15 protein-coding genes and 1 pseudogene are annotated in these 15,919 nt (G+C 72.1%); 4 read left to right on the forward strand and 12 right to left on the reverse strand.

What is annotated here, in order from left to right; genetic code table 11:
* Window positions 1–19 precede the first annotated feature (19 nt).
* Entirely contained in the window at window positions 20–1,270 is a 1,251-nt protein-coding gene (locus tag IH50_RS0120375; protein ID WP_030863999.1) for an extracellular solute-binding protein, read from the reverse strand.
* 187 nt (window positions 1,271–1,457) lie between these two features.
* Between IH50_RS0120375 and IH50_RS0120380 the strand changes: the two genes are divergently transcribed.
* Window positions 1,458–1,673 (forward strand): dodecin, encoded by a 216-nt coding sequence (locus IH50_RS0120380; protein ID WP_030864002.1) that lies wholly within the window; start codon window positions 1,458–1,460, stop codon window positions 1,671–1,673.
* A 28-nt stretch (window positions 1,674–1,701) separates the two neighbouring features.
* On the opposite strand, the gene IH50_RS0120385 is transcribed toward IH50_RS0120380, so the two are convergent.
* Entirely contained in the window at window positions 1,702–2,193 is a 492-nt protein-coding gene (locus tag IH50_RS0120385; protein WP_030864003.1) for a nucleotidase, read from the reverse strand.
* Between the two features lie 61 nt (window positions 2,194–2,254).
* Between IH50_RS0120385 and IH50_RS0120390 the strand changes: the two genes are divergently transcribed.
* A complete protein-coding gene (locus IH50_RS0120390; RefSeq protein ID WP_030864005.1) occupies window positions 2,255–3,277 on the forward strand; it encodes an LLM class flavin-dependent oxidoreductase in 1,023 nt (340 codons plus the stop codon).
* A 36-nt stretch (window positions 3,278–3,313) separates the two neighbouring features.
* Here IH50_RS0120390 and IH50_RS0120395 read toward each other — a convergent pair whose 3' ends face one another.
* The 6 genes from IH50_RS0120395 to IH50_RS0120420 all read right to left on the reverse strand — a co-directional run bounded on the left by IH50_RS0120395 (window position 3,314) and on the right by IH50_RS0120420 (window position 9,628).
* Window positions 3,314–4,285: a DUF2382 domain-containing protein gene (locus IH50_RS0120395; RefSeq protein ID WP_030864009.1), complete on the reverse strand. Its 972-nt coding sequence runs from the start codon at window positions 4,283–4,285 to the stop codon at window positions 3,314–3,316.
* Between the two features lie 102 nt (window positions 4,286–4,387).
* Window positions 4,388–5,188 carry a lysophospholipid acyltransferase family protein gene (locus IH50_RS0120400; RefSeq protein WP_030864012.1) on the reverse strand — a complete coding sequence of 267 codons (801 nt, stop codon included), beginning with the start codon at window positions 5,186–5,188 and terminating at the stop codon, window positions 4,388–4,390.
* Window positions 5,188–5,958: a GNAT family N-acetyltransferase gene (locus IH50_RS0120405; RefSeq protein ID WP_030864014.1), complete on the reverse strand. Its 771-nt coding sequence runs from the start codon at window positions 5,956–5,958 to the stop codon at window positions 5,188–5,190. Before IH50_RS0120405 ends, IH50_RS0120400 begins: the two co-directional genes overlap by 1 nt.
* Before the next feature lie 300 nt (window positions 5,959–6,258).
* On the reverse strand, window positions 6,259–7,008 hold the full coding sequence (locus tag IH50_RS0120410) for a succinate dehydrogenase/fumarate reductase iron-sulfur subunit (protein WP_030864016.1): 750 nt from the start codon (window positions 7,006–7,008) through the stop codon (window positions 6,259–6,261).
* On the reverse strand, window positions 7,005–8,954 hold the full coding sequence (locus tag IH50_RS0120415) for a fumarate reductase/succinate dehydrogenase flavoprotein subunit (RefSeq protein ID WP_030864018.1): 1,950 nt from the start codon (window positions 8,952–8,954) through the stop codon (window positions 7,005–7,007). The genes IH50_RS0120410 and IH50_RS0120415 overlap by 4 nt, the downstream gene beginning before the upstream one ends.
* Window positions 8,955–8,956: 2 nt before the next feature.
* Window positions 8,957–9,628, reverse strand: a complete 672-nt coding sequence (locus IH50_RS0120420; protein ID WP_030864020.1) for a succinate dehydrogenase — start codon at window positions 9,626–9,628, stop codon at window positions 8,957–8,959.
* Window positions 9,629–9,748: 120 nt separating this feature from the next.
* Between IH50_RS0120420 and IH50_RS0120425 the strand changes: the two genes are divergently transcribed.
* The gene (locus IH50_RS0120425) at window positions 9,749–10,633 is read left to right on the forward strand and encodes a LysR family transcriptional regulator (protein ID WP_030864025.1); all 885 of its coding nucleotides are present in this window, start codon (window positions 9,749–9,751) and stop codon (window positions 10,631–10,633) included.
* A gap of 124 nt (window positions 10,634–10,757) precedes the next feature.
* Here IH50_RS0120425 and IH50_RS0120430 read toward each other — a convergent pair whose 3' ends face one another.
* From IH50_RS0120430 to IH50_RS0120445, 4 genes are all read right to left on the reverse strand, one after another.
* Complete coding sequence (locus IH50_RS0120430) at window positions 10,758–11,078, reverse strand: DUF4440 domain-containing protein (RefSeq protein WP_051767388.1); 321 nt, start codon at window positions 11,076–11,078, stop codon at window positions 10,758–10,760.
* Between the two features lie 195 nt (window positions 11,079–11,273).
* On the reverse strand, window positions 11,274–13,415 hold the full coding sequence (locus IH50_RS0120435) for a putative bifunctional diguanylate cyclase/phosphodiesterase (RefSeq protein ID WP_030864029.1): 2,142 nt from the start codon (window positions 13,413–13,415) through the stop codon (window positions 11,274–11,276).
* On the reverse strand, window positions 13,412–14,224 hold the full coding sequence (locus IH50_RS0120440) for an SAM-dependent methyltransferase (RefSeq protein WP_030864031.1): 813 nt from the start codon (window positions 14,222–14,224) through the stop codon (window positions 13,412–13,414). Before IH50_RS0120440 ends, IH50_RS0120435 begins: the two co-directional genes overlap by 4 nt.
* 336 nt (window positions 14,225–14,560) lie before the next feature.
* Window positions 14,561–15,490, reverse strand: coding sequence for an SCO0930 family lipoprotein (locus tag IH50_RS0120445; RefSeq protein ID WP_030864034.1), 930 nt, complete (start codon window positions 15,488–15,490; stop codon window positions 14,561–14,563).
* A gap of 181 nt (window positions 15,491–15,671) precedes the next feature.
* Between IH50_RS0120445 and IH50_RS41705 the strand changes: the two are divergent.
* A pseudogene (locus IH50_RS41705) lies at window positions 15,672–15,919 on the forward strand (hypothetical protein); the annotation flags it as partial.

Genomic DNA, 15,919 nt, shown 5'->3' on the forward strand with positions numbered 1-15,919 from the left:
AGCCGGGCCGCGCGTCGCCCTAGTCGAAGGCCAGGGCCTCGGTGATGCGGCGCGCGGCGCGCCCGGCCCCGGTGGCCGGGTCGGCCCCGGTGAGCACCTCGGTCATGTACTCCTTGATCGGGTTGTCCGCCTCGACCGCGCTCCACCGGGGGGTGGCGGGGGTCGCCCGGCCCTGTGCGGCTCCGGCCGCCATGGCCGCGACCCCCTCCTCCCCCTTCACCGAATCGGCGAGTCCGGCCTTGTTGGGGACGTAGTTCATCGTGCGGGCCAGCTCGGTGTTCCACCGGTCGCCGGTGAGCGCGGCGACGACCTCGACGGCGCCCTCCCGGGTGTCCGTCCTGGCCGGGATCACGAGGTCGGAGCCACCGGTGAAGACGGCACCGGGCTTGCCGGCGGTCCTGCCGGGGACGGGGAAGTAGCCCAACTCGTCCTCGAGTTCCGGGTTCTGCTTGAGGACGGCGCTCACCAGTCCCGGTACGGCCACGATCTGGGCGACCTCGCCCCCGGCGAACACGCCCGCCTGCGGCGGGTGTTCCTCGTCGGCGTCGGCCGGTCCGTCGCCGAGGGCCTGGAGCCGGCGGTAGAAGTCCATGCCGCGCAGCGCCTCCGGACTGTCCAGCGCGCCGCGCCAGACGCCGTCCCGCTCCTTGGCGAGCTCTCCGCCCTCCTCCCAGATGAAGCCCGCGAGCGTGTACCAGTCCTGTCCGGCGAGGTAGATGCCCTGGTTGCCGCCGGTGTCGAGCTTCTCGGTGAGGGTGAGCCACTCGTCGCGGGTCTTCGGCGGGGCGGTGACGCCGGCCTGCCGGAAGAGGTCCTTGCGGTAGATGACGACGCGGTTGGCCGCGTACCAGGGGATGCCGTACTGCTGGGAGCCCCACTGGCCGGGTTCGGCGAGACCGGGCAGCCAGTCCTCCCGGCCCCAGTCGCGCATGGACTCCAGGGTGAGGTCGAGCAGTCCGTCGCCCTCCGCGTACGCGGCGACCTGGGTGTTGCCGACCTCGATGACGTCGGGGCCGTCCTCCTCATCCGTCTTCAGCGCCTTCTGCACCTTCTCGCCGATGCCGGTCCACTCCTGGACGCTGATGTCGAGGTCGAGTCCGGGGTGCTCGCGCTCGAACTCCTCCGTGAAGCGGTCCAGGTACTCCTGCGAGGCGCTGTGCCGCATCAACCACACGGTGACCGTGCTCCGTTCGGCGTCGCCGGGCATCAGACCGCAGCCGCCGAGCAGGCAGGAGGACACACAGACAAGGGCGAGCAGACGGCGTTTCACGAAGGGTCCTGTTTCTGTCTGACGGACAGGGCGGGTCCCGGCGTGGGGGGCGAGCGGGGCTCGGGCGGGTCCTCAGCATCTTGGTATGGACCAATGCTCAGGTCAAGGCCGTCGGGCGAACGAGGCCGCCGTCTCGCGCTCCGCCGCGGTGTGGGGCACGGTGGAACGAGGCGAGAGGAGCACGTACATGTCGAATCACACCTACCGGGTCACGGAGATCGTCGGCACCTCACCCGACGGTGTCGACCAGGCCGTACGCAACGGCATCGAACGCGCTTCGCAGACCCTGCGCAATCTGGACTGGTTCGAGGTGACCCAGGTGCGCGGCCAGATCGAGAACGGGCAGGTCGCGCACTGGCAGGTGGGGCTGAAGGTCGGCTTCCGGCTGGAGGGGACGGACTGAGCCAGGGTCCGGGTCCGGACGGACGGGGTCAGGTCCGCCCTTCGCGCTCCTGCGCGTCCTTCAGCTCGCCGGACGGGGCCGTCCAGCGGGCCTGTACGACGGTGAAGCCGGCCCGCCGGGCGTCCAGGCAGACCAGTTCGTCGTCGTCCACGAGCACACGGACGTCCCGGGTGCGGGCGAGGCGGCGCAGGATCGCCAGCTTGGTGTGGCGGGCCGGCCTGCGGTCGGCGTTGCCGCGCATGTGCACGTCGCCCTCGGGCAGCCCCTGGGCGGCGAGCCAGTCCAGCGTGTCGCGCCGGCAGCGTTCGGGGCGTCCGGTGAGGTAGACGATCCCGCATTCCCGCGCGCTCTCGTGGACCAGCGCGATGCCCTCGGCGAGCGGGGGGTCCTGCGGCGCGGCGGCGAAGAAGGCGTCCCAGTCGCGCGGCCTGCGTTCCAGGAAGCGCTGCCGGTGCGCCGTGCCGGCGAGGGTGTTGTCGAGGTCGAACACGGCCAGCGGCCGCTCGTCGCGGTGGGTCACACCGCACAGCCTAGACGCGGGGTGTGCGGAATCCTGCGGGCCACCGGGTGTTGAACCCGGTATGAGTTCCGTGATCCGCTCGGCCCGCTTCTCCGTCCTCGACCGCTCCCGCATCCGTGAAGGGCACACCGGCCCCGAGGCGCTGCGGGACACCGTCGGCCTGGCGCGGGAGGTGGAGCGGCTCGGCTACCACCGGTTCTGGGTCGCCGAACACCACGGGGTGCCGGGGGTCGCCGGTTCGGCGCCGACCGTGCTGGCCGCCGCCGTCGCCGGGGCGACCCGGACCATCCGCGTCGGCACCGGCGGGGTGATGCTGCCCAACCACCGGCCCCTGGTGGTGGCCGAGCAGTTCGGGGTGCTGGAGTCGCTGTTCCCGGGCCGCGTCGACATGGGTCTGGGCCGGTCGGTCGGCTTCACCGACGGGGTGCGCAGGGCGCTGGGGCGCGGCAAGGACGACGCGGAGGACTTCGCGGCCCAGCTCGACGAGCTGCTCGGCTGGTTCCGGGGCACCTCTCCCACCGGGGTGCACGCGCGGCCCGCCGAGGGTCTGACCGTGCCGCCGTTCGTGCTCGCCATGGGCGAGGGCGCCACGATCGCGGCCCGGGCGGGCCTGCCGATGGTCATCGGTGACCTCCGCGACCGGGACAGGATGCGGCGCGGCATCGACCACTACCGCGACCGGTTCCGCCCTTCTCCGTGGGCGAGCGAGCCGTACGTGGTCGTCTCCGGCACGGTCGCGGTGGCCGGTACCCCCGAGGAGGCCCGGCGGCTGCTGGTCCCGGAGGCCTGGTCGATGGCGTACTCCCGGACCCACGGCAGCTTTCCGCCGCTGCCGCCCGCCGAGCGCGTCGAGGCGCTCTCCCTGAGCGCCAAGGAGCGCGGCTTCTACGAGTCGGGGCTCAGCGGCCAGCTGGCCGGCACCGAGGACGAGGTGGCGCACCGGCTGGAGGCGGTCCTGGAGGAGACGGGCGCGCAGGAGGTGCTCGTCACCACCAGCACCTACGACCGGGAGGCGCTGCTGGACTCCTACCGGCGGCTCGCCGTGATCGCCGGGCTGGACGGCGGCACGGCGACGCGCCGGTGAGACGGGACCGGCGCGCGCTGGGGATCGGGGGCGGCGCTACTGGCGGCCCCGCTTGGGGGTGTCACGGCCGGGGATGTCACGGCCGCGACGACCGGACTCCTCGTCCATCTCCGTCTCGGCCTCGATGCGCTCCTTGCGGACCCGGCCGCGGACGGTCTCGTCGGCGGTCTTCTCCTCCGTGGTCATCCGGACCCGCTCGACCGGCACCGCCTCGGTCTCCACGACCGGACGCTCCTCGTACAGCGTGACCTCGTGCTCGTCCTCCTTGAAGGCCGGGCCCGACATGGCATCGCCGCGGTTGGCGTCCGTGATCGGCTCGCGCTCCACGCGGACTTCCTCGTGGCGTACCGGCACGGTCTGCTGGACCTCCTCCGTGACCACGTACTTGCGCAGCCTGGCCCGTCCGGCCTCGTGCCGCTCGACACCGACGTGCATGCGCTCCTCGGAGCGGGTCATGGCGTCGTCGCCGTGCCCCCGGGTCCGGGCTTCGCCCCGGCGGCCCGCGGTGCCCGCGGTTCCGGCCGCGCCGGTCCTACCAGCCGTACCGGCCGCGCCCGGCGCCGTCCGGGAGGCGTCGCCCCGGCGGCCGGCCATGCCCGCCGCACCGGCGGCACCCGCCGCTCCTGCCGTACCTGCCGTGCCCATGCCGGAAGACCGGTCGCGTTCGCCGGGCTCGGTCAGCACGGAGCCCCAGTCGATGCCGTAGTAGTCGTACAGACGGTGTTCCTCGTCCACCGACAGGTGGCCGCCCGCGTCGATGTCGACGTTGGGCGCGCCCTTGATCTTGTCCTTGCGGTAGGGGACTTCGAGGTGGTCCTTCACCAGGGCGGCGTCACGGATGGGGACGAACGACTCATTGGAACCGAACATGCCCGTTTTGACGGTCACCCACTCGGGGCGTCCGCTGGCGTCGTCGAGGAAGACGTGCTTCGCGTCGCCTACCTTGTTCCCGTCCCCGTCGTAGACGGGATGATCCAGCAGGATCGAGATCTCTTCGCGGGTGATCATCTTCCATCACCCTCCTTTCGAAGGTCGCCTCTCCCGGTTCTCCCGGATCACCTGCCGAAAACAGCATAAAAGGAACAAAAGGTACTTAATTTTCCACAGTGCTCACCCCCGGTGACCGCACTCGTGTCCCGCGGCCTTCTCCGGCTGCGCCGCGTGGGCCAGGGCCCGGCGGTCGGGGTGGCTCCCCGGCGGGAGGGGAGCCCGCACCTCGACCTCGGCGACCACGCCGCGGGCCGACGCCACGCGCCACAGCGAGGCGAGGAGCGTGTCGTCACCGACGAAGGCCGGTGCGGTGGCCGGGGTTCCGCACGCGTTCCGGTAGCGGATGCGCACCGGCTGCACCGGCACCCTGGCGTCCAGCGCCGCCTGGAAGACCGCGCGGCGGAAGTGTCCCCGGGCCAGGCCGCACCAGGTGCTGCCCTCCGGGAACGCCGCGACCGCCGCGCCGCCGCGCAGGATCCCGGCGAGCGCGGCGACCGTGTCCGGCAGGGCGCGCAGCCGGTCACGGTCGATGAACAGCACGCCGCCGCGCGCCGCCAGCGCCCCCGCCACGGGCCAGCGCCGCACCTCCGCCTTGGCCAGCATCCTGGCCGGACGGACCGCCGCGAGCAGCGGCACGTCCAGCCAGGAGATGTGGTTGGCGACGAGCAGCAGTCCGCCCGTGGGCACGGCGGCCCCGGCGATACGGACCCGGACCCCGGCGGCCCGTACGATCCACCGGCACCACCGGCGCACCACGCCGTCCGGGATCCACCGCCCGAGCGGGAGCAGCGCGATCCCGGCGAGGACCAGCAGGCCCACCGCCGCCAGCCGCAGCACCGCCGGCGGCACGGCCGCCGCGGACGCCGTCGGCTCCACACAGCCCCGCGGGGTACAGGGCGCGCTCGGCAGCCAGACGCTCATCAGGCGGGGACGAGGGAGAGGAAGTGCCGCAGGTAGCGGGGGTTGACCCGGTTCATCGGCAGCAGCACGTAGAGGTCGGCGACACCGAAGTCCACGTCGTGCGCGGGCTCGCCGCAGACCCAGGCGCCGAGCCGGAGGTAGCCGCGCAGCAGGGCCGGCAGCTCGGAGGGCGCGGCGGGTGCCGAGGCGCCCGGCACCCAGGGCAGCAGCGGGCGTACCCGGTACTCCTCGGGTGCGAGGTGCCCCGCCCGCACCCGGTCCCAGGCGGCGGAGGCGAGCGCGCCCCCGTCGGCCAGCGGGACGGAGCAGCAGCCGGCCAGCCAGGCGTGGCCGCGGTCGGTCATGTAGCGGGCGATACCGGCCCAGATGAGTCCGATGACCGCGCCGTCGCGGTGGTCGGGGTGCACGCAGGAGCGGCCGACCTCGACGAGGGACGGCCGTATCGTGTCGAGCCCCGACAGGTCGAACTCGCCCTCCGCGTACAGCCGCCCGGCGATCCCGGCGCGCTCCGGCGGCAGCAGCCGGTAGGTGCCGACGACCTGGCCGCCGGCCTCCTCGCGCACGAGCAGGTGGTCGCAGTAGGCGTCGAAGGGGTCGACGTCCAGTCCCGGCTGCGGGGTGGTCAGCAGGGCGCCCATCTCCCCCGCGAAGACGTCGTACCGCAGCCGCTGGGCGGCGCGCACGTCCTCCTCGTCGCGGGCAAGGGTGACGGTGTAGCGGGTGGGGGCGGTGGGCTTCGGGGGGTGGTCGACGGTCAGCACGCCGGTCATGGCTCTCTCCTGATCACGCGCCGGAGCGGGGCGGGGACACCCCTGTTCTCCCGACCGGGGTTGGCGTGTACGTGTCCGGAGCCGGGAGCGCGGATGTGGAGATGCTGAATGACCGGAGCGGAAAGCGAGACGGGGCCGGGAGGAGCACCTCTCCCGGCCCCGTCCGTCCGCACCTTTCGGCGAACGTTCAGTGCGGCGCCCTAAAGGGGCGCGGGGCTGTATCGATGTGCGGCTCCGTCGCGTGGGCGCCGCGGCCCGTGGACGGCCCGCGGCCGTGCGGCAGCCCGCCGCCGCACGGTGCTACCGCTTGCCCGCCTTGCGCGTGGCCCGCAGCCATTCCTTGTTCATCCCCGTGATGGAGGTCAGCGGGATCCCCTTCGGGCAGGCGGTCGCGCACTCCCCGGCCAGGGTGCACCCCCCGAACCCCTCCTCGTCCATCTGCGCCACCATGTCCAGCACCCGCGTCTCCCGCTCGGGCGCCCCCTGCGGCAGCACGTTCAGGTGGTTGATCTTCGCGGAGGTGAAGAGCATCGCCGCGCCGTTGGGGCAGGCCGCCACGCACGCCCCGCACCCGATGCACTCCGCGTGCTCGAAGGCGAGGTCCGCGTCCGGCTTCGGCACGGGCGTCGCGTGGGCCTCGGGAGCGGAGCCGGTCGGCGCCGTGATGTAGCCGCCGGCCTGGATGATCCGGTCGAAGGCGGAACGGTCGACCACCAGGTCCTTCACGACCGGGAAGGCGGACGCCCGCCACGGCTCGACGTCGATGGTGTCGCCGTCCTTGAAGGACCGCATGTGCAGCTGGCAGGTGGTGGTGCGCTCGGGCCCGTGGGCGTCGCCGTTGATGACGAGCGAGCAGGCGCCGCAGATGCCCTCGCGGCAGTCGTGGTCGAAGGCGACCGGGTCCTCGCCCTTGAGGATGAGCTCCTCGTTGAGGGTGTCGAGCATCTCCAGGAAGGACATGTCGGGTGAGATGCCGTCCACCTCGTACGTGGACATGGCGCCGTCGGCGTCGGCGTTCTTCTGCCGCCAGACGCGCAGGTTGAGCTTCATGCGTAGCTCCGCTGGGTGGGGTGGACGTACTCGAAGACCAGGTCTTCCTTGTGCAGGACGGGAGCCTCGCCGGTGCCGGTGAACTCCCAGGCGGCGGCGTAGGAGAACTCCTCGTCCCGGCGCGCGGCCTCGCCGTCGGGGGTCTGCGACTCCTCGCGGAAGTGGCCGCCGCAGGACTCGGAGCGGTGCAGCGCGTCGAGGCACATCAGCTCGGCGAGCTCCAGGTAGTCGACGATGCGGTTGGCCTTCTCCAGCGACTGGTTGAACTCCTCGCCGGTGCCGGGGACCTTGACGCGCCGCCAGAACTCCTCGCGGATCTGCGGGATGCGTTCGAGGGCCTTGCGCAGTCCGGAGTCGGTGCGGGCCATGCCGCAGAACTCCCACATGAGTTCGCCGACCTCGCGGTGGAAGGAGTCGGGGGTGCGGTCGCCGTCCACGGACAGCAGCAGGTTCAGCCGTTCCTCGGTCTCGGCCAGCACCTCCCGTACCGCCGGGTGTTCGTCGGTGACCTCGTCCTGGTGCGGGTTGCGGGCGAGGTAGTCGTTGACGGTGGCCGGGAGGACGAAGTAGCCGTCGGCCAGGCCCTGCATCAGCGCGGAGGCGCCGAGGCGGTTGGCGCCGTGGTCGGAGAAGTTGGCCTCACCGATCGCGAACAGGCCCGGGACCGTGGTCTGGAGGTCGTAGTCGACCCACAGTCCGCCCATCGTGTAGTGCACGGCGGGATAGATCCGCATCGGCACCTCGTACGGATCCTCGTCGGTGATCCGCTGGTACATGTCGAAGAGGTTGCCGTACTTGGCCTCGACGGCCTTGCGTCCCATCCGCTTGATGGCGTCGGCGAAGTCGAGGTAGACGCCCTGGCCGCCGGGGCCCACCCCCCTGCCCTCGTCGCAGACGTTCTTCGCGGCGCGGGAGGCGATGTCGCGGGGGACGAGATTGCCGAAGGAGGGGTAGATGCGCTCCAGGTAGTAGTCGCGCTCGTCCTCGGGGATCCGCGCGGGCGGGCGGGTGTCGCCCTTGGCCTTGGGCACCCAGATGCGGCCGTCGTTGCGCAGCGACTCGCTCATCAGCGTCAGCTTGGACTGGTGGTCGCCGGTGCGCGGGATGCAGGTGGGGTGGATCTGGGTGAAGCAGGGGTTGGCGAAGTAGGCGCCGCGCCGGTGCGCCCGCCAGATGGCGGTGGCGTTGGAGTTCATGGCGTTCGTCGACAGGTAGAAGACGTTGCCGTAGCCGCCGCTGGCGAGGACGACGGCGTCCGCGACGTACGTGTCGATCTTCCCGGTGATCAGGTCCCGGGCGACGATGCCGCGGGCCCGGCCGTCGACGACGATCAGGTCGAGCATCTCGGTGCGCGGGTGCATCTCGACGTTCCCGGCGGCGATCTGCCGGCTGAGCGCCTGGTAGGCGCCGAGGAGGAGCTGCTGGCCCGTCTGGCCGCGGGCGTAGAAGGTGCGGGAGACCTGGACGCCGCCGAAGGAGCGGGTGTCGAGCAGTCCGCCGTACTCGCGGGCGAAGGGCACGCCCTGGGCGACGCACTGGTCGATGATCTCGACGGAGATCTGCGCGAGGCGGTGGACGTTGGATTCGCGGGAGCGGAAGTCGCCGCCCTTGACGGTGTCGTAGAACAGGCGGTGGATCGAGTCGCCGTCGTTGCGGTAGTTCTTCGCCGCGTTGATGCCTCCCTGCGCGGCGATGGAGTGGGCGCGGCGCGGGGAGTCCTGGTAGCAGAACTGGACGACGCGATAGCCCTGTTCGGCGAGCGTGGCGCCGGCGGAGCCGCCCGCGAGGCCGGTGCCGACGACGATGACGGTCTTGCCGCGCCGGTTGGCGGGGTTGACCAGCTTGGCCTCGAAGCGGCGCTTGTCCCAGCGCTCGTGGACCGGTCCGGCGGGGGCCTTGGTGTCGGTGACCGGCTCGCCGGTCGTGTACGCGGTGTAGGAGGTCATGGTCAGCTCACCACTCCGGTCATGACGCCCACGGGTACGGCGATGAAGCCGGCCGTGAGCAGCAGCGCGAGGGCATTGGCGGTGGTCTTGAGGGCGCGGTCGCGGGTGCGGCTGCCGACGCCGAGGGTCTGGGCGGCGCTCCAGAAGCCGTGCCGGATGTGCAGGCCGACGGCGAGCATCGCGACGATGTAGATGGTGTTGCCGTACCAGGTGGAGAAGGTGTCCACGACGTTCTGGTAGGGCTTGCCGGTCTCGAAGCCGCCGGAGTGCACGGTGCCGGTGGTCAGGTCGAGGAGGTGCCAGACGATGAACAGGGCGAGGATGACGCCGCCCCAGCGCATGGTGCGCGTGGCGTAGCTCGCCCGCGGCTTCTTGTGCACGTACTTGCTGGGGCGCGCCTTGATGTCGCGGCGGCTGAGCTGGTAGGCGGAGACGGCGTGGGCGACCACGGCGACGACGAGGACGACGCGGATCAGCCACAGCGTCCACTCGTAGTGCATGAACGGTTCGCCGACGGTGCGCAGCCAGTGGGCGTAGTGGTTGAACTCGCCGGCCCCGAAGAAGATCTTCAGGTTCCCGATCATGTGGACGACCAGGTACAGCAGCATGATCAGGCCGCTGACCGCCATCACTGTCTTCTTGCCGACGGTCGAGTCCCACACGGTGCGTGCCATGGACGGCCGTCGGTCCGTCCGCGTTGCCAGAGCCATGTCACCAGACGCTAGGGCCGGAGGGCCCCATCGGTCCAAGACATGGTCCGGCTCGTTTCGATAGGGAGGGCCTATGCTGGGTGCGTGCAGTTCCAGCAGCTCCAGTACTTCGTGGCCGTCGCCGAGACCCGGCACTTCACCCGGGCCGCGGAGCTGGTCCACGTCGCGCAGCCGTCGCTGTCGCAGCAGATCAAGGCGCTGGAGCGGGAGCTGGGGGCGGATCTGTTCCGGCGGGCGCGCGGGAACATCACGCTGACCGACGCGGGCGAGGCGCTGCTGCCGCTGGCCCGGCGGATCCTGGCGGACGCGGACACCGCCCGGCACGAGGTGCAGGAGGTGGCGCAGCTGCGCAGCGGGCGGGTGCGGCTGGGGGCAACGCCGAGCCTGTGCACCGGTCTGCTGCCGGACGTGCTGCGCGCCTTCCACGACCGCTACCCGGGCGTCCGGCTGCTGGTCGAGGAAGGCGGCTCGCACGACCTGGTACGGGAGCTGGCCCGCGGGGCGCTGGACCTGGCCCTGGTGGTCCTGCCGCTGCCGACCCCCTCCCCCGCGCTGACCACGGTGGAGCTGCTGCGCGAGGACCTGGTGGTCGTCTCCTCCCCGGACGCCCCGCGGCCGGGACGGGGCCGGCGCACCGTGCGCATCGCCGACCTGGAGGGCGAACGGCTGGTGATGTTCCGGCACGGCTACGACCTGCGGGAGCTGACGGTGGCGGCGTGCCGGGCGGAGGGGTTCGAGCCGGAGTTCGCGGTGGAGGGCGGGGAGATGGACGCGGTGCTGGGCTTCGTACGGGCGGGGCTGGGGGTGGCGGTGGTGCCGCGGATGGTGGCCGCGCGGTCGGGGCACGGGCTGCGGGTGACTCCGCTGGCCCGGCCGGGGCTGTACCGGACCATCGCCCTGGCCCACCGCAGCGATGTGGCTCCGCCTCGGGCCGCGCGGGAGTTGCAGCGGATGCTGCTGGAGCGCTGACGCGGGCGGGCGCGGGGGTTCCTCGCCCCCGTCGCCCCTTCCCTTCCCGTCCCTGGGGGCTCCGCCCCCGGACCCCCTTCGCACCCACGCGGCGGAGCCGCATGTCGGCACAGTCCGCGCCCCTTCAGGGGACCGGGGTGCCCTGGTGGTAGTACATGCGCCAGCCCGTTCGGTCGTCGTGCTTGCGCCAGAGGGAGCTGCGGCGGGCCCTGTGGCCGTCGAAGCGGGTCTCGTACGTGAGGTGCACCAGGCCGGGTGCGAGGAGGACGCCGGTGATCTCCGACGGTTCGTACACCGGGCCGCCCGCCGAGCCGCCCGGGTGGTCGTGCAGCTCGGCGAGCATCTCCTCGTACGTGTAGCGCCGGCCCGAGGCGCCCACCTCGGTGAACTCCGGGTCCAGCAGGCGCACCACCTCGGCACGCGAGGAGCGCACGGCCGGGTCCATGAGCCGCAGCTCTCCCTCGATCGCCGCCCTCACCGCGTCCCTGTCCCGGTCCGTCCCCACCTGATCCTTCTCCGTCCGTGAGAGCTGCCCCCAGGGGCGCGGGGCAGGCACATGTGCGGCTCCGCCGCGTGGGCGCGACAAGCCACGACCGGCCCGCAGCCACCGTACGACCCGCACCCCCGAGCCACTGGGCGGCTAGCCCGTCGCGTCGACGAGGGCCAGCTCGTGGAGACGGTCCGGCGGTCCCGGCCGGGCGTAGTACCAGCCCTGCGCCGTGTCACAGCCGAGGATGCGCAACTGCTCGGCCTGCGCTCCCGTCTCCACGCCCTCCACCGTGACCGCGAGGTCGAGGCTGTGGGCCAGGGAGACGATCCCCTCGACGATCTTCAGGTCGACGGGGTCGGCCGGGAACCGCTGCATGCTCTGGGTGAAGGAACGGTCCAGCTTCAGGACGCTCACCGGGAGCCGGCGCAGGTTGGCCAGGTTGGAGTAGCCGGTGCCGAAGTCGTCCAGCGCGATGTCGACGCCCATCTCCGCCAGCCGGCGCAGCGGCTTCAGCAGGTCGTCGTCCGCGCCGATCAGCGCCGACTCGGTCACCTCCAGGCACAGCGCGTCCGGCGCCATCCCCGCCCGCTCCAGGATCTCCACCGTGTCCTGGACCAGCCCGGGATGCGTGAGCTGGCAGGGCGACAGGTTCACGTTGATGCGCAGCGGGCCGAGCGCCTCGCCCCCGTGCCGGTCCCGCCACTCGCGGGCCTGGCGCACCGACTGCTCCAGCACCCAGCGGCCCAGCGGAACGATCAGCCCGGTGTGCTCGGCGAGCGGGATGAACCGGTCCGGGGACAGCACCCCGTGCTGCGGGTGCAGCCAGCGCACCAGCGCCTCCGCGCCCCGCACACTGCCGTCGCCGAGGTGCACCAGCGGCTGGTACTCGATGAAGAACTCGCCCCGGTCCAGGGCCGTCGGCAGCGCCGTGGTGAGCCCGTGCCGGGTGATGGCGCGGGCGTCCGCCTCCGGGTCGGCGAGCTCGAACCGGTTGCCGCCCGCCGACTTGGCCCGGTACATGGTGATGTCGGCACTGCGCAGCACCTCCGCCGCGCTGCGTTCCCCGGCCGGTCCCTCGACGACGCCGATGCTGCCGCGCACGGTCAGCTCCCGGCCGTCCACGCTGATCGGGGCGAGCAGCGCGTTCATGATGCGGGCGGCGAGCTCGTCGACGGTGCGCTCGGTGTCGGGGCCGGTGGTCAGTGCCACGAACTCGTCGCCGCCGAGCCGGGCCACCATCTCGCCGGACGCGGTGGCGCAGGCCTGCAGCCGGTCGGCGACCTCGACGAGCAGCCGGTCGCCGGCCGCGTGCCCGAGGCTGTCGTTGACGGTCTTGAAGCCGTCCAGGTCGAGGTAGCACAACCCGAACCGCTGGCCCTCGCCGGCTCCGAGCGCCTTCTCCAGCCGCTCGAAGAAGAACGCCCGGTTGGGCAGCCCGGTGAGCGCGTCGTGGGTGGCCTCGTACCGCAGCCGGAGATTGAGCAGCCGCCGCTCGGTGGTGTCCTCCATGAGGGCGAGCTGGTACTGCGGGTCGCCGTCGGCGTCCCGCAGCAGGGACACCGTCAGATTGGTCCACAGGACCGTTCCGTCCGGGCGGTAGAACGCCTTTTCGAGGTGGTAGTGCTCGCGTTCACCGCTCACCAGCTCGTCGTAGAGCCGCCAGGTCTGCGGGGCGTCGTCGGGGTGGACCCACTCCTTGACCTTGCGGCTGCGCAGCGCCTGCTCGGACAGGCCGAACATGCGCCGCAGCGCGCCGTTGACCTGAAGGATGTTGCCCTCCAGGTCGGCGATGCCGATCCCTATGGCCGCGCCCTCGAACACCGCGCGGAACCGGGCCTCGGTGGCGTGCAGCGCCTGCGCGACCACGCCCTGGGCCTCCAGCGCGGCCCGCGCGACGGCCTCCTGCTCGGCCAGCGTCCGCTCGCGCAGCGCCTGCGCGAATCCGGCGGCCATGGCGTGCTGGAGCCTCGCGGAGCGCGCCCGCAGGTCCTCCCGGTCGCCGTCCTCGCCGCAGTACAGAACGAGATAGGCGTCCACGCAGTCCAGGGTCCGGCTGAGCGCCTCCGGGTCGGTGCAGTGCGCCTCCACCAGCGCGGCGCCGGCCGCCCGGCCCGCGTCCGCGTCGAACGACCGGGCCCGCAGCGCCTCGCTCAGCAGCCGGGCCACCGGCAGCAGGCGCTCCTCGAACTCCGGGCGGGTCGACGACGTCGAGGTCACCGGGAAGACCGCCCGGCTCCAGATCGTCGCGAACCGGCGCAGTCTGTCCTCCGGCCCGTCCGGCTCCGCGCTCACGCCGTACGCCCCACGCCCGCGAAACCGGAGAACGCGTAGGGATCCTCGTCCTCCGGTGCGGTGTCCGGCCGCCACCGCGGCATCGGCACCAGTCCGGGTTCCACCATGTCGTACCCCTCGAAGAACCGCGCGATCTCGTCGCGCGTGCGCATGATCAGCGGATTGCGAATGTCCTGGTACACGTCCACCGCCCCCTCGGCCCGCTCCGCCGACAGCGGGATTCCCTCGTACGAGGCGTGGGTGAGCACGAGCATGCTGCCGGGCGCGAGGGCCTGGCGCAGTTCGGCCACCGCCGCGTACGGGTCGTCCGCGTCTTCCACGAAGTGCAGTATGGCAACGAGAAGGAGCGCCACTGGCCGATTCAGGTCGATCAACCGCAGCACTTCGGGGCTGTCGAGGATCTCCCGCGGCTTGCGGAGGTCCGCGGCGACGACGCCCGCGCCCTCGTTGCCCTCCAGAACGGCCTGGCTGTGCGCCACGGCCACCGGGTCGTGGTCGACGTACATCACGTGGGCGTCCGGTGCGGCCGCCTGCGCCACTTCGTGGACGTTGCCGAACGTCGGGATGCCGGAACCGATGTCCAGGAACTGGGTGATGCCCTCACCGGCCGCGAAACGCACCGCCCGCCGCATGAAGGCACGGTTCGCCTGCATGATCTTGGGCAGGCCCGGCATGAACTCCATGGCCCTGCGGGCCGCTTCCCGGTCGACCTCGAAGTTGTGCGAACCGCCCAGGTAGTAGTCGTACATCCGGGAGACGCTGGGCACCGAGATGTCGATGCTCCGCGGGGCCCAGGCGGGACGCTCCATGTAGCTCTCCAAGACGTAGGCGATCCGGTGTTCGACCAGAGGCTACTGATCGCCCGCCAAAGGAGCGACCCCAAACGGAAATTGACCATCCGTTCCCGGTCACTGCCAATGGCACGTGCCTGTTCGACGTCCCCGCGAGAGCGTGACGGCAGGTACCCGCGGCATTCCGGAGAGTTCCGGCATGCCGGGAAGTACGCGGAGAATGCGGAGAAGGGTGCCGGTCGTTCCACGGGTGCCGGTGCGTCACGGCACAACGGTCCGCCCCTCCGCGGGCTGCGGAGGGGCGGACACGGGGCCGGCGGCGTCCGGAGCGGACGACACCCTTGGGGGAGGCTGCTACTTCTCCGACGCGCCGACCGGCTTTCCGTCGGGCCGTACGGCGTACCAGGTACCGCCGACGCCCTGACCGTTGGTGTCGCCGGGAGCCTTGTCACCGGCGAAGGTGTAGATGGGCCAGCAGTTGATCGTCTGCTGGTCGGCGCCGTCCGGGCGGGTGAAGGTCATGTACCCCTTCTTCTGGATGCCCTTGGTGTCCGCGAAGTCGACCGGCGACACCACCGGCCACTTCTCCAGGCAGGCGCCGGTGCAGGCCGACACGGGTTTCGGCCAGGCCTCGTCCTTCATGAAGCGGTAGACGGTCATGCCGTTCTTGTCGACGACGATCTCGCCCAGCTTCGGGTCCTCGCGCGTGGACAGACCGGGCAGGCCGGCCGCCTGCGCCTTCTTGCCCTCGGGGTTCAGCGCGAACCACTTGCCGCCCACGCCCTGGCCCTTGACGTCGCCGGCGTTGACGTCCTTGACGTAGCGGTAGACCGGCCAGCCGGCGACGGTGAGCTGCTTGCTGCCGTCGGCCCGGTCGACCGATCCGAGCAGCGCCTTGTCGATGCCCTCGCCGGCCGTGGCGTCCTCGGCGGGCACCGGCGGCCAGGTCTTGGCGCAGTCGTCCTCGCAGTTGGAGGCGGGCGGCTCGGCGGTGTCCTGGTCGAAGCGGTACAGGGTCAGACCGAGGCTGTCGGTCACCACCTTGCCCAGTTCGGCGTCGGTGGAGACGCTCAGCTCGCCCGCCGTGTCGGAAGGGCTCTCCGACGCCTGGGCGCCGCCGCCCGCCTGGCCTGCGCCGATGGCGCCGACGTCCCCGGCCCCGGCCGTGGCACCCACGTTCTGGCTGGTGGCGGGCGGCGCGGTCTCCTGACCGCACGCCGTGGTCAGGGCCAGCACCGCCGCGGCGCTCGCCACCAGTGAGGCGGTCCGCCAGGAGGTCTTCATCGTCAACTCCACATCATCGCAAGGGTCGTGCAGCGCCCTGCTGTGCCGCCGCTCGACGATGGGTACGCATGGAGGCACGGGTCGTGTTCAACGGTGGCCCGGATTTCTTTTGTTAACTCCTTCGGGGCAATCATCGGGATCCCGGGCACGGCCCGGCGGTTCACGATTCATGATCTTCGTCGTGCACGCACTCGTACCGACCCAATCCCGCGCCACCGCACGCGCGTTGGCCGTGACGACGCTGATCTGGGCGCTCGTCGGCGCACCCGGCACGGCCGCGGCCGACGCCTGCGCGTACGCCTCGACGGGGCCGGGCGGCACGGAGGCGGTGGCGGTCGCGGGACACGTCACCTGGACGGACCCCCCGTTCTGCTCACCACCACCGCCGCCGCCCACGCCCACTCCTGCACCCACCCCCACCCCCACCCC

The organism is Streptomyces sp. NRRL S-37 (assembly GCF_000721605.1).
In the GTDB taxonomy this organism is placed as follows: domain Bacteria; phylum Actinomycetota; class Actinomycetes; order Streptomycetales; family Streptomycetaceae; genus Streptomyces.

Excerpts from the sequence above, each read along its gene's own strand:
- IH50_RS0120430 (WP_051767388.1), bottom strand. The coding sequence starts at position 11,078 with ATGGACCCGGCCGTGCGCTCCTCGCGTGCCGAGGTGGTGCGCCTGCTG.
- IH50_RS0120445 (WP_030864034.1), bottom strand. The coding sequence starts at position 15,490 with ATGAAGACCTCCTGGCGGACCGCCTCACTGGTGGCGAGCGCCGCGGCG.
- IH50_RS0120400 (WP_030864012.1), bottom strand. The coding sequence starts at position 5,188 with ATGAGCGTCTGGCTGCCGAGCGCGCCCTGTACCCCGCGGGGCTGTGTG.
- IH50_RS0120405 (WP_030864014.1), bottom strand. The coding sequence starts at position 5,958 with ATGACCGGCGTGCTGACCGTCGACCACCCCCCGAAGCCCACCGCCCCC.
- IH50_RS0120395 (WP_030864009.1), bottom strand. The coding sequence starts at position 4,285 with ATGATCACCCGCGAAGAGATCTCGATCCTGCTGGATCATCCCGTCTAC.
- IH50_RS0120410 (WP_030864016.1), bottom strand. The coding sequence starts at position 7,008 with ATGAAGCTCAACCTGCGCGTCTGGCGGCAGAAGAACGCCGACGCCGAC.
- IH50_RS0120420 (WP_030864020.1), bottom strand. The coding sequence starts at position 9,628 with ATGGCACGCACCGTGTGGGACTCGACCGTCGGCAAGAAGACAGTGATG.
- IH50_RS0120440 (WP_030864031.1), bottom strand. The coding sequence starts at position 14,224 with ATGGAGCGTCCCGCCTGGGCCCCGCGGAGCATCGACATCTCGGTGCCC.
- IH50_RS0120390 (WP_030864005.1), top strand. The coding sequence starts at position 2,255 with ATGAGTTCCGTGATCCGCTCGGCCCGCTTCTCCGTCCTCGACCGCTCC.
- IH50_RS0120415 (WP_030864018.1), bottom strand. The coding sequence starts at position 8,954 with ATGACCTCCTACACCGCGTACACGACCGGCGAGCCGGTCACCGACACC.
- IH50_RS0120380 (WP_030864002.1), top strand. The coding sequence starts at position 1,458 with ATGTCGAATCACACCTACCGGGTCACGGAGATCGTCGGCACCTCACCC.